The sequence below is a fragment of the Enterobacter sp. ECC-219 genome, assembly GCF_043966805.1.
Taxonomy (GTDB): Bacteria; Pseudomonadota; Gammaproteobacteria; order Enterobacterales; family Enterobacteriaceae; genus Enterobacter; species Enterobacter cloacae_N.
Genome location: NZ_CP143680.1, coordinates 4019988 through 4032156, shown reverse-complemented (window position 1 = coordinate 4032156; position 12169 = coordinate 4019988). Strand labels below are relative to the sequence as shown.

Sequence of the window (12169 nt, the reverse complement as noted above, 5' to 3'; positions counted from 1 at the left end):
TTGCCGAACCAGGAAGGGGTGGTTAATTTTTAGGCAAATAATGCGAAGCATGCGCGATATGCAGAAAAAGGTGTGATAACGGACACGATTTTACGCTTTTTTGGGATGCTTCAAAGAAAGTTCATCCGCATCCGTGTATGTTACGCGTTTTTTAGCGTGTGCGGTTTTGAGTATGTACGAGTTTAACCTGGTGCTGCTGTTGCTTCAGCAGATGTGCGTGTTTCTGGTCATTGCCTGGCTGATGAGCAAAACGCGTCTTTTCATCCCGCTGATGCAGGTTACCGTACGCCTGCCCCACAAGCTGCTCTGCTATGTCACCTTCTCTATTTTTTGCATCATGGGGACCTATTTTGGTCTCCATATCGAAGACTCTATTGCCAATACGCGCGCCATCGGCGCGGTGATGGGCGGGCTGCTGGGCGGCCCGGTCGTCGGTGGCCTTGTGGGGCTGACCGGCGGACTGCATCGCTATTCCATGGGTGGGATGACAGCGCTCAGCTGCATGATCTCCACGATCGTCGAGGGGCTGCTCGGTGGCCTGGTGCACAGCTATATGATTAAGCGCGGTCGCCCGGATAAAGTCTTTAGCCCGCTTACCGCCGGGGCCATTACCTTTGTGGCCGAAATGGCGCAGATGGCGATCATTCTGCTGATTGCGCGTCCGTTCGAGGATGCGCTGCACCTGGTCAGCAGTATTGCCGCCCCGATGATGGTGACCAACACCGTCGGCGCGGCGCTGTTTATGCGTATTCTGCTCGACAAGCGCGCTATGTTCGAAAAATACACCTCGGCCTTTTCCGCCACGGCGCTGAAGGTTGCCGCCTCGACCGAAGGGATCCTGCGTCAGGGGTTTAACGAAGAGAACAGCATGAAGGTCGCGCAGGTGCTCTACAAGGAGCTTGATATCGGCGCCGTTGCCATTACCGATCGCGAAAAGCTGCTGGCGTTTACCGGCACCGGGGACGATCATCATCTTCCTGGCAAACCGATCTCTTCGACCTACACGCTGCGCGCTATTGAAACGGGTGAGGTGGTGTATGCCGACGGTAACGAAGTGCCTTACCGCTGCTCGCTGCACCCGCAGTGCAAGCTGGGCTCCACGCTGGTCATTCCGCTGCGCGGGGAAAATCAGCGGGTGATGGGCACCATCAAGCTGTATGAGGCGAAAAACCGTCTGTTCAGCTCCATCAACCGCACGCTGGGGGAGGGGATAGCCCAGCTTCTTTCCGCGCAAATCCTCGCCGGGCAGTATGAGCGGCAGAAAGCCCTGCTGACGCAGTCTGAAATTAAGCTGCTACATGCCCAGGTCAATCCGCATTTCCTGTTCAATGCCCTCAACACGCTCAAAGCTGTGATCCGCCGCGACAGCGATCAGGCCGCTCAGCTGGTGCAGTTTCTGTCGACCTTTTTCCGCAAGAACCTGAAGCGGCCCTCTGAGATCGTGACCCTCGCCGACGAGATTGAGCACGTGAATGCCTATCTGCAGATTGAGCAGGCGCGGTTTCAATCCCGTCTGCAGGTGTCGCTCTCCGTTCCGGATGAGCTTGCGCATCAGCATCTTCCGGCCTTTACCCTGCAGCCTATTGTGGAGAATGCCATCAAGCACGGTACCTCGCAGCTTCTGGGGACAGGGGAGGTCACCATCGCCGCCAGCCGTTTTAACCATCATCTGGTGCTGGATATTGAAGATAACGCCGGGCTTTACCAGCCTTCCGCCTCCGGCGGTTTAGGGATGAGCCTGGTGGATAAACGTCTGCGCGCCCACTTTGGCGATGACTGTGGCATTACCGTTGCCTGTGAGCCCGACCGATTTACCCGTATTACCGTTCGACTGCCGCTGGAGGAAAACGCATGTTAAGAGTGCTGATTGTGGATGACGAGCCGCTGGCACGGGAAAACCTGCGCGTTCTGCTGCAGGAGCAGCCAGATATTGAGATTGTGGGAGAGTGCGCCAACGCCATTGAGGCCATCGGCGCGGTGCACAAACTGCGCCCTGACGTGCTGTTCCTGGACATTCAGATGCCGCGCATCAGCGGGCTGGAGATGGTCGGCATGCTCGACCCGGAGCATCGTCCCTACATCGTGTTTCTGACGGCGTTCGACGAGTATGCCGTTAAGGCTTTTGAGGAACACGCGTTTGATTATTTACTCAAGCCGATTGAAGAGAAGCGCCTGGAAAAAACGCTCAGCCGTTTACGCCAGGAGCGAACCGTTCAGGACGTTACGCTGTTGCCGGAGAACCAGCAGCCGCTGAAATTTATCCCCTGCACCGGGCACAGCCGGATTTATCTTCTGCAGATGGATGATGTGGCGTTTGTCAGTAGCCGCCTGAGCGGGGTATTTGTCACCAGCGCGGAAGGGAACGAAGGGTTCACCGAACTGACCCTGCGCACGCTGGAGAGCCGCACGCCGCTGCTCCGCTGCCATCGCCAGTATCTGGTGAACATGGCGCACCTGAAGGAGATCCGCCTGGAAGATAACGGCCAGGCCGAGCTGGTGCTGCGTGCCGGGCAGACCGTCCCCGTCAGCCGTCGCTACCTGAAGAGTTTGAAAGAGGCGATTGGCCTGTAAAACTGGTACACTGCGCGCCATTGCATCATCGACATTCGAAGGCTCTATGCTAAGTAACGACATTCTTCGTAGCCTGCGCTACACCCTGAAAGCAAACAATAACGACATGGTGCGCATTCTTGCGCTGTCCGATATGGAATCCACGTCTGCAGGTTTCGATACCTGGATGACCAAAGAAGACGAAGAGGGCTTCGTTCGCTGCCCGGACATCATTCTGTCGGGTTTCCTGAACGGCCTCATTTACGATAAGCGTGGCAAAGATCCGGCCGCGCCGGAGCTGGCGCTGGAGCGTCGCGTGAACAACAACACGGTGCTGAAAAAGCTGCGTATCGCGTTCACGCTGAAAACGGACGATATTGTGGCGATCATGACGGAGCAAAAATACCGCGTATCCGTGCCGGAAGTGACCGCCATGATGCGCGCGCCGGATCATAAAAACTACCGCGAGTGCGGCGACCAGTTTCTGCGCAATTTCCTGCGCGGGCTGACCCACCGGGTACATCACCCTAAGGCGTAAATGCGGCATGGGTGCGGCATGATGCCCTCACCCCGGCCCTCTCCCACAGGGAGAGGGAGAACAAAAAAGCCGGAGAGAATCTCCGGCTTTTTTGTTATTTCACCTGCTGGCCCGGCTTCGCGCCTTCGTCAGGGCTTAACAGGAAGATATCTTTCCCGCCAGGGCCTGCGGCCATCACCATCCCCTCAGAGATGCCGAAGCGCATTTTGCGCGGCGCCAGGTTCGCCACCATCACGGTCTGACGACCGATCAGCACCTGCGGGTCCGGGTAGGCTGAACGGATGCCGGAGAAGACGTTACGCTTCTCGCCGCCCAGATCCAGCGTCAGGCGCAGCAGCTTGTCAGAACCTTCCACGAACTCCGCGTTTTCAATCAGCGCCACGCGCAGGTCGACTTTCGCGAAATCGTCGAAGGTGATGGTTTCCTGAATCGGATCGTCAGCCAGCGGGCCGGTTACCGGTGCCGCCGCCGCTTTCACTTCTTCTTTAGAGGCTTCGACCAGGGCTTCAACCTGCTTCATTTCGATGCGGTTATAGAGCGCTTTAAAGGTATTCACCTTGTGGCCGAGCAGCGGCTGCTGGATAGCGTCCCAGGTCAGTTCAGTATTCAGGAAGGCCTCGGTGCGGGCTGCCAGCTGCGGCAGAACCGGCTTCAGCCAGGTCATCAGCACGCGGAACATGTTCAGACCCATGGTGCAGATTGCCTGAAGGTCGGCGTCACGGCCTTCCTGTTTCGCGACAACCCACGGGGCCTGCTCGTCCACATAGCGGTTGGCAACATCGGCCAGCGCCATGATTTCACGAATCGCTTTACCGAACTCACGGCTTTCCCAGGCTTCGCCAACCGCAGCGGCGGCATCGGTGAAGGTTTTATACAGCTCAGGATCGGCCAGTTCGGCAGAAAGCACACCGTCAAAGCGTTTGGCGATAAACCCTGCGTTACGGGACGCCAGGTTCACTACCTTGTTCACGATATCCGCGTTCACGCGCTGCACGAAATCTTCCAGGTTCAGGTCGATATCATCGATACGGGAAGAGAGCTTCGCGGTGTAGTAGTAGCGCAGGCTGTCCGCGTCGAAATGGTTCAGCCAGGTGCTGGCCTTAATGAACGTCCCGCGAGACTTGGACATCTTTGCGCCGTTCACCGTTACGTAGCCGTGTACGAACAGGTTGGTTGGCTTACGGAAGTTACTGCCTTCCAGCATTGCCGGCCAGAACAGGCTATGGAAGTAGACGATGTCTTTACCGATGAAGTGGTACAGTTCGGCGTCGGAATCCTTCTTCCAGTATTCGTCGAAGCTGACGGTGTCGCCCCGCTTGTCGCACAGATTCTTGAACGAGCCCATGTAGCCGATTGGCGCATCCAGCCAGACGTAGAAGTATTTGCCCGGCGCGTTCGGGATTTCGAAGCCGAAGTACGGCGCATCGCGGGAAATATCCCACTGCTGCAGGCCGGATTCGAACCACTCCTGCATCTTGTTCGCCACCTGCTCCTGCAGCGCGCCGCTGCGGGTCCACGCCTGCAGCATTTCGCTGAAGGACGGCAGGTCGAAGAAGAAGTGCTCGGAATCACGCATCACAGGCGTGGCGCCGGAAACCACGGATTTCGGCTCGATAAGCTCGGTCGGGCTGTAGGTCGCGCCGCAGACTTCGCAGTTATCGCCGTACTGGTCCGGGGATTTACATTTCGGACAGGTGCCTTTGACGAAACGGTCCGGCAGGAACATGCCTTTTTCCGGATCGTACAGCTGAGAGATAGTGCGGTTTTTGATAAAACCGTTCTCTTTCAGACGGGTGTAGATCAGCTCCGACAGCTCGCGGTTTTCGTCGCTGTGCGTGGAGTGATAGTTGTCATAGCTGATGTCAAAGCCAGCAAAATCGGTCTGATGCTCCTGACTCATTTCGGCAATCATCTGCTCCGGGGAAATCCCCAGCTGCTGCGCTTTCAGCATGATCGGTGTGCCGTGGGCGTCGTCCGCGCAGATGAAGTTAACCTCGTGGCCGCGCATTCGCTGGTAACGGACCCAGACATCAGCCTGGATATGCTCCAGCATGTGGCCGAGGTGGATTGAGCCGTTGGCGTACGGCAGGGCGCACGTTACCAGAATTTTTTTCGCGACTTGAGTCATAGTAGGCATTACTTCTTTTAACTGTGAAAAGGGTTTTCGATATTACCAAAAGGGGCATTATTAAGTAAGCACAAACCGCGGCCTTTCAGGTAAACTTGTTTGCCTAAGGTCTTATTCACAAGAACAAAGGAGTCGGGATGAGTTCTCAATCCCAGGCCAAATCACCGGAAGCCTTACGAGCAATGGTCGCCGGGACGCTGGCTAACTTTCAGCATCCAACCCTGAAACATAACCTCACTGCGCTGAAAGCGTTACACCACGTCGCATGGCTGGACGATACATTGCACGTTGAGCTGCAGATGCCGTTCGTCTGGACCAGCGCTTTTGACGCGCTGAAAGAGCAGACCAGCGCTGAGCTGCTGCGCATTACCGGTGCAAAAGCGATTGACTGGAAGCTGAGCCACAGCATCGCCACGCTGAAGCGTGTGAAAAATCAGCCGGGCGTCAACGGGGTGAAAAACATCATCGCCGTGAGTTCAGGTAAGGGTGGGGTGGGTAAATCATCTACCGCCGTAAACCTCGCGCTCGCGCTGGCGGCGGAAGGGGCAAAGGTCGGTATTCTGGATGCCGATATCTACGGTCCTTCTATTCCAAACATGCTGGGTGCGGAAAATCAGCGTCCAACCTCACCTGACGGCACGCATATGGCACCGATCGTGGCGCACGGTCTGGCGACTAACTCCATCGGTTACCTGGTGACCGACGACAACGCTATGGTCTGGCGCGGCCCAATGGCCAGCAAAGCGCTGCTGCAGATGCTGCAGGAAACGATGTGGCCGGATCTGGATTATCTGGTGCTGGACATGCCGCCAGGCACCGGTGACATACAGCTGACGCTGGCGCAGAACATTCCGGTAACGGGCGCCGTCGTGGTCACCACGCCGCAGGATATCGCACTGATCGACGCCAAAAAAGGCATCGTGATGTTTGAGAAAGTGGAAGTGCCGGTGCTCGGCATCGTCGAGAACATGAGCATGCACATCTGCAGTAACTGCGGACACCACGAACCTATCTTCGGTACGGGTGGGGCGGAAAAACTGGCGGCACAGTATCACACCCAGCTGCTGGGGCAGATGCCGCTGCATATTTCCTTGCGTGAAGATCTGGACAGCGGGAAACCGACGGTTGTCAGCCGTCCGGACAGCGAATTCGCGGAGATGTATCGCCAGCTGGCGGGGCGCATTGCGGCGCAGCTCTACTGGCAGGGTGAAGTGATCCCGGGTGAAATCGCCTTCCGCGCGGTGTAACGCCTCTGCGCCTTAGTGCCGGGTGGCGGCTTCGCCTTACCCGGCCAATTACGATCGTGTAGGTCAGGTAAGCGTAGCGCCACCTGACGTTAACTCAGGCGACAGTGCATCAAATAATATTCTCCTTCCGGAGAATTCCCCGTCGCCTCGATGTGCCAGCCGTGGCGCTGGTAAAATGCAACCGCCCGCGCATTCTTCACCAGACACTTAAGCGAACCCGTACTGGTAAACGTCTTCTGTACGTGCTCAAGCAACACATGTCCGACGCCCAGGCTCTGATACTGCGGATCGACAAACAGGTTGTGCAGGAAATTATCGTTCGTCCAGACGGAGGCAAAACCCAGGCGATGCCCGTTCTGAACAGCAACCCAAATCACTTCGTCACGGGTTGCCGCGTCAAAGTCCTCAAGCTGCCAGTCTGCACTGTCCAGCCATGGCCAGGCTTCACGCCGGGCGTGGAGGTAGAGCGTGCGCAGGAAAGGTCGGTCACTTTCCTGCCAGGGACGAATCAAAATTGCGTTAGCGGTGATAGAAAATATCTCCATTGTAGGCTTTGTAGATCTTGCCATCAGCATCGCCGATCAGCACATAGTTCTCACCCATATAGGTCCAATGGGTTCCGGCATCCGGCGCCGGCAGGTTACGCAACTGGTACTGTTTAATGGTGTACTCCGGCGTTTGATACTGCGCCGGTGCCGTATCGCCGATTTTGAACTTCGTGAAATCCGCGATGAACTCTTGTTCTTCATAGGCCTTGATGCCAGATGGCGCAGCGGCGGTTTGCGGGGCAGAGAATGCGGATCCCGCCAGAGACAGTAGTACACCCAGAAGCAGCAATTTACGCTTAGCCATTTTTTCTCCAGTGATATCGTTACAGATACTTTTTGTCTGCGGGTACACAGCACAAGGCAGACAGTCCATTTTAAGTATCAAAGCATGATGTGTTTGATAAAAAATGTAACAAAAGTGGAGGGTTTTGTGTAGTCGATTACGGTGATGGCCATCATTTTGGTGAATGTTGATCGCGAGGCATATTTATTTTTTTTATTGTTTTATTAATCTTTTCTGAAAATAACTTTTTGTGTCCAAATTGCGCTGTTAAGCGAATGCTTTCGCGAGTGATAACATTTAATATCGCGCCGCATAAAGTGTTATTGGTCTCCGTTTTCTTGCGCAATTGTGCGCTGTCTTTAACTTTTTAAAGAGCAGCGAGTTTGTGCTTTTTAGTGTTGTGGGCTGATAATAAATAATTATATTTCAAGGTGTTGCTTGCATTTTTTTACGAGTTAAATACCCGGCACAACGATAAATCAACATTTTAAATAAATGAAAAATACAACTGCTTTTTTACTATCCTTTCTGACGCTCAGCCAGCTAACAGGATGTGTATTTTCACCAGGCCAGAACTTAAGTCTTTCCGGGAAAAAAATCACGCCCGGTGAAGAAATTAACGATCCGCTGGAAAAACGCGTGGAGATTTTTCCTTTAAGCCCTGGGTTAATTGAAAAACTGCGTCCACCCATTTCTAAATCTCAGGCAAATCCTAATCTGGATGAACAACTCAAAAACTGGGAATACCGCATTGGATCAGGGGACATTCTGACGGTCACCGTCTGGGATCACCCTGAACTCACGACGCCCGCAGGGCAATACCGTAGCGCGAGCGACGCGGGTAACTGGGTTAACGCTGATGGCACGCTCTTCTATCCTTACGTCGGCAGGCTGAAAGTGGCGGGCAAAACGGTTTCGCAGGTACGTGAGGAGATCACCGCGCGGCTGGATAAGTTCATTGAGAGCCCGCAGGTAGACGTCAGCGTCGCCGCCTTCCGTTCTCAAAAAGCCTATATCACCGGAGAGGTTGAGAAATCGGGCCAGCAGCCAATAACCAATATTCCGTTGACGGTAATGGATGCGGTGAACGCCGCGGGCGGTCTCTCTGCGGATGCCGACTGGCGTAACGTCGTGCTTACGCATGATGGCCAGGATTCGCGGCTTTCACTTTATGCCCTGATGCAACATGGCGATTTGACCCAGAATAAGCTGCTTTATCCGGGCGATATCCTGTTTGTTCCCCGGAACGACGCGCTGAAAGTGTTTGTGATGGGCGAGGTGGTTAAGCAGAGCACGCTTAAGATGGATCGTAGCGGCATGACGCTGGCCGAAGCCCTGGGGAGTGCCGGCGGGCTGAACCAGAATATGGCCGATGCAACCGGTATTTTTGTTATTCGCCCGGTTTCACGAAAAGGCGAGAAAGACAAAATCGCTAACATCTATCAACTCAATGCGGAAGATGCCTCAGCCATGGTGCTGAGTACTGAATTCCAGCTGGAACCGTACGACATTGTCTATGTCACGACGGCACCGCTTTCACGCTGGAATCGTGTGATCACCCAGCTGGTACCCACCATCAGTGGCGTACATGACCTGACCGAAACCGTCCGTTACATCAGGTCGTGGCCGCAATAATGTTCAATTCAATTCTCGTGGTTTGTACCGGCAATATTTGCCGTTCACCGATTGGTGAGCGGCTGTTACGCCAGCAGCTACCCGACACGCAGGTATCCTCGGCAGGTATTTTCGGACTCTCAGGACGCCCGGCGGATGCGGCTGCAAAGGCAGTCGCCTTACGACATGGGGTTTCGCTGGAAGGTCACGTGGCGCGTAAGGTCACGCGTTATCTGTTACAAAAATCCGATTTGATTCTGGTGATGGAGCCAGAGCATCTCCGTTTTATTGCCTCTGTGGCACCGGAGAATCGGGGGAAATCGCTGTTGTTTGGTCAGTGGCTGGAAACAAAGGACATTCCCGACCCGTATCGCAAAAGCCGGGAAGCCTTCGAATATGTTTTCGAGCAGTTAGGAAAAGCCAGCCAGGAATGGGCTCGTCGTTTGCGTCAACAAGGAATGAAGCAGTAATGTCGTCTCATAAATCAGACAAATATGGTGCGGCAACACCGCATGATAATGAAATTGATCTCATTCAGCTGTTGGCTGAGATGTTTGATCATCGGGTAGTGATAGCGTGCGTCACGCTCCTGTTCACCGTATGCGCCGGGATCTATGCCTATAGTATCACACCGATCTACCAGGCCGATGCCCTTGTACAGATAGAAGCGAAGCAGGACAACTCGTTGCTCAAAAGCTTAAGCCAGTTTGGTACCGATCTTTCACCTGATGTTGCACCCGAACTCTTGCTGCTCAAATCGCGGATGATTCTGGGAGAGACCGTTGAAAAGCTGGGGCTAACGTACAGCGTTAAACGGCGCGTGCTGCCCGTCATTGGGCCGCTACTGGAACGAGGGCATAAAGCCGGTGAATTGACAATTGGCGCGCTTACCATTCCTCCTCTGGAAGATAAGCCGCAGGAACTTTTACTGACCGTTAAGGAGCAGGGCCGGTATCACCTCGAAGGAAAAACGCTGGAGGCTGATGGCGTTGTCGGGAAAACGCTGGTTAAAGACGGAGTAACGCTTCTTGTCACCTCCCTCAGTGCGGCACCAGGGACCCAGTTTTCCCTCAAAACCGTCACAAAGCTTGAGGCAATTAACGCCCTTCAGCGTCGGCTCATTGTTTCGGAGTCGGCGAAGCAGAGCGGAATGATTGCCTTAACGCTGACGGGAGAGGAGCCTGACAAGATCGCCGCGGTGCTTAACACCATTGCTGAAAATTATCTCAGCCAGAATATTGCGCGCCAGGAAGCTAAAGATACCCGTAGCCTGACATTTTTACAGGATCAACTGCCTAAAATCAGCCGCGAACTGGATGAAGCCGAAGCACGGCTGAACGCCTACAGAGAGCAACGCGATTCTGTCGATTTATCCCTTGAGGCGAAGACGGTTCTTGATCAGGTTGTTAACGTGGAAAATCAGCTTAACGAGCTGACGTTCCGCGAAGCAGAAGTTTCTCAGCTTTTCAAAAAGGATCATCCTACCTACCGCGCCTTACGGGAAAAAAAACAGACCCTGGAGCAGGAACGTACGCGCCTGAATAACCGCGTCTCAGCCATGCCTTCTACGCAGCAGGAAATTTTACGTTTAAGCCGTGACGTTGAGTCCGGGCGCACCATCTACCTGCAGCTGTTGACGCGCCAGCAGGAGCTGAATATCTCACGCTCCAGTGCCATTGGAAACGTGCGGATCATTGACCCTGCAGTAACGCAGCCGGCCCCAGTCAAACCGCGCAAAGTGATTATCATTATGCTCGGTATGCTGGTGGGATTGATGCTCTCAGCAGGAACGGTGTTGGTTCGCTCTGCGTTTAAACGGGGCATCACCTCGTCTGAACAGCTGGAAGCGCAGGGAATGCCTCTTCTGGCTACGCTCCCGCGTTCGGTCTGGCTATGGAAAAAAACGCATTTGCGCAGGAGAACGCTGTTTGCTTCCCACTGGAAGCACAGGACGTCAAACATACCCTTCCTGCCCGTTGACCGACCGGCTGATATGTTTGTCGAGGCGGTGCGCGGGTTACGCACCAGTCTGCATTTTACCATGATGGATGCCGCAAATCGGGTCGTTGTGATTTCAGGTCCGTCTCAGGACTGCGGAAAGACCCTGGTGAGTACCTCACTGGCATCGATTGCGGCTCAGGCCGGACAGCGCGTACTGTTCATTGATGCGGATATGCGCAAAGGATATGTCCACAATATTTTCAAACTGAACAACCACCATGGATTGTCCAGCGTGCTGGGGGGAAGCGTAGAGTGGCAGGATGCAATTCAACGCTTCGAGAAAGGAGGCTTTGACGTGTTGACCTGTGGACCACAACCTTCGCATCCTGTGGAGCTGCTTATGAATGAGCGTTTCCAGACGGTAATGTCGCGAATAGACAAAGAGTACGACATCGTGATTGTCGACACGCCACCGGTGCTGGCCGTGACGGATGCGCTACTCGTCGCCAGAGCCGCTGCAACCACGTTGCTGGTTGCCCGCTTCGGTAAAACCAGCATCAAAGAGATCGAGAACTGCCTGAAGCGTCTGCAGCAAATGGGTGTGCAGGTTGAAGGTGCGATTCTCAATGATATTGTGAAATCCGCGGCGTTCTATTACCACTCGGGGTATAGCCATTACGACTACGGCGGCTACACCCCGGAATAAAAGCGACGCGACACTTCTTTACAGCATGACGCCGAATAGCCCGTTAATATGACCTCCGTTAAATCGAGAGGTCATAATGGATAACCGTAAATTGAGTCGCCTGCGCCGCTGGGCGCGGGAGGGGATCATACTCATTCTGCTTACGCTGGCGGTCATGTGGGGTGTGGATCAATACCGAAAGCCGTCATTACCCGCCAGCTTTAGCGCAACGCCAATGCAGAGCATCGACGGTAACATTTACGATATCGCGGCGCTCAGCCAGGAGCGCCCGCTGCTGATTTACGTCTGGGCAACCTGGTGCAGCATCTGTCGCTATACAACTCCTGCGGTCGATAAGCTGGCAAAAGAGGGCGGTAACGTCGTGAGCGTTGCCATGCGCTCCGGTGATAATGCAAAGCTTGCCCGCTGGGCTGAAAAGAAAAACCTGAGTATGCCGGTGATTAACGATGCAAGCGGCGCCTTGTCTCAGCAGTGGCAGGTGAGCGTAACGCCAACGCTGGTGATTGTGTCAAAGGGTAACGTTGTCAGCGCCACAACGGGCTGGACGAGCTACTGGGGATTGAAAATCAGAATGTGGTGGGCAGGCGTATAAAGATAACCCCTCTCCCGACGGA

General features: G+C 54.6%; 11 protein-coding genes. 8 read left to right on the top strand and 3 right to left on the bottom strand.

Going from position 1 to position 12169, the window contains the following annotated elements:
• The first annotated feature begins 172 nt into the window (after nucleotides 1-172).
• From V1603_RS19150 to V1603_RS19140, 3 genes are read left to right on the top strand one after another with little or no spacing between them, the layout of a single operon-like run.
• Nucleotides 173-1858, top strand: coding sequence for a sensor histidine kinase (locus tag V1603_RS19150; protein WP_163330228.1), 1686 nt, complete (start codon nucleotides 173-175; stop codon nucleotides 1856-1858).
• Entirely contained in the window at nucleotides 1852-2571 is a 720-nt protein-coding gene (gene btsR / locus V1603_RS19145; protein ID WP_116338738.1) for a two-component system response regulator BtsR, read from the top strand. The genes V1603_RS19150 and btsR overlap by 7 nt, the downstream gene beginning before the upstream one ends.
• Nucleotides 2572-2617: 46 nt before the next feature.
• Nucleotides 2618-3088: a DUF1456 family protein gene (locus V1603_RS19140; protein ID WP_163330227.1), complete on the top strand. Its 471-nt coding sequence runs from the start codon at nucleotides 2618-2620 to the stop codon at nucleotides 3086-3088.
• 94 nt (nucleotides 3089-3182) lie between these two features.
• On the opposite strand, the gene metG is transcribed toward V1603_RS19140, so the two are convergent.
• Nucleotides 3183-5216: a methionine--tRNA ligase gene (gene metG, locus V1603_RS19135; protein WP_116338739.1), complete on the bottom strand. Its 2034-nt coding sequence runs from the start codon at nucleotides 5214-5216 to the stop codon at nucleotides 3183-3185.
• A 137-nt stretch (nucleotides 5217-5353) separates the two neighbouring features.
• On the opposite strand from metG, the gene apbC reads away from it, so the two are divergent.
• Nucleotides 5354-6463, top strand: a complete 1110-nt coding sequence (apbC, locus tag V1603_RS19130) for an iron-sulfur cluster carrier protein ApbC (protein ID WP_395313104.1) — start codon at nucleotides 5354-5356, stop codon at nucleotides 6461-6463.
• Between the two features lie 89 nt (nucleotides 6464-6552).
• On the opposite strand, the gene V1603_RS19125 is transcribed toward apbC, so the two are convergent.
• Complete coding sequence (locus tag V1603_RS19125; RefSeq protein WP_395313103.1) at nucleotides 6553-7008, bottom strand: GNAT family N-acetyltransferase; 456 nt, start codon at nucleotides 7006-7008, stop codon at nucleotides 6553-6555.
• Nucleotides 6983-7315 (bottom strand): RcnB family protein, encoded by a 333-nt coding sequence (locus V1603_RS19120; RefSeq protein ID WP_008500887.1) that lies wholly within the window; start codon nucleotides 7313-7315, stop codon nucleotides 6983-6985. Before V1603_RS19120 ends, V1603_RS19125 begins: the two co-directional genes overlap by 26 nt.
• A 474-nt stretch (nucleotides 7316-7789) precedes the next feature.
• Between V1603_RS19120 and V1603_RS19115 the strand changes: the two genes are divergently transcribed.
• The 4 genes from V1603_RS19115 (at nucleotide 7790) to V1603_RS19100 (ending at nucleotide 12147) form a co-directional block, all read left to right on the top strand.
• Nucleotides 7790-8929: a polysaccharide export protein gene (locus tag V1603_RS19115; RefSeq protein ID WP_233002590.1), complete on the top strand. Its 1140-nt coding sequence runs from the start codon at nucleotides 7790-7792 to the stop codon at nucleotides 8927-8929.
• Nucleotides 8929-9378 (top strand): protein tyrosine phosphatase, encoded by a 450-nt coding sequence (locus V1603_RS19110; RefSeq protein ID WP_269837419.1) that lies wholly within the window; start codon nucleotides 8929-8931, stop codon nucleotides 9376-9378. Before V1603_RS19115 ends, V1603_RS19110 begins: the two co-directional genes overlap by 1 nt.
• Nucleotides 9378-11555, top strand: a complete 2178-nt coding sequence (locus V1603_RS19105) for a polysaccharide biosynthesis tyrosine autokinase (RefSeq protein ID WP_233002592.1) — start codon at nucleotides 9378-9380, stop codon at nucleotides 11553-11555. Before V1603_RS19110 ends, V1603_RS19105 begins: the two co-directional genes overlap by 1 nt.
• A 76-nt stretch (nucleotides 11556-11631) precedes the next feature.
• Nucleotides 11632-12147, top strand: coding sequence for a protein disulfide oxidoreductase (locus V1603_RS19100; protein ID WP_233002593.1), 516 nt, complete (start codon nucleotides 11632-11634; stop codon nucleotides 12145-12147).
• The last annotated feature ends 22 nt before the right edge of the window (nucleotides 12148-12169 follow it).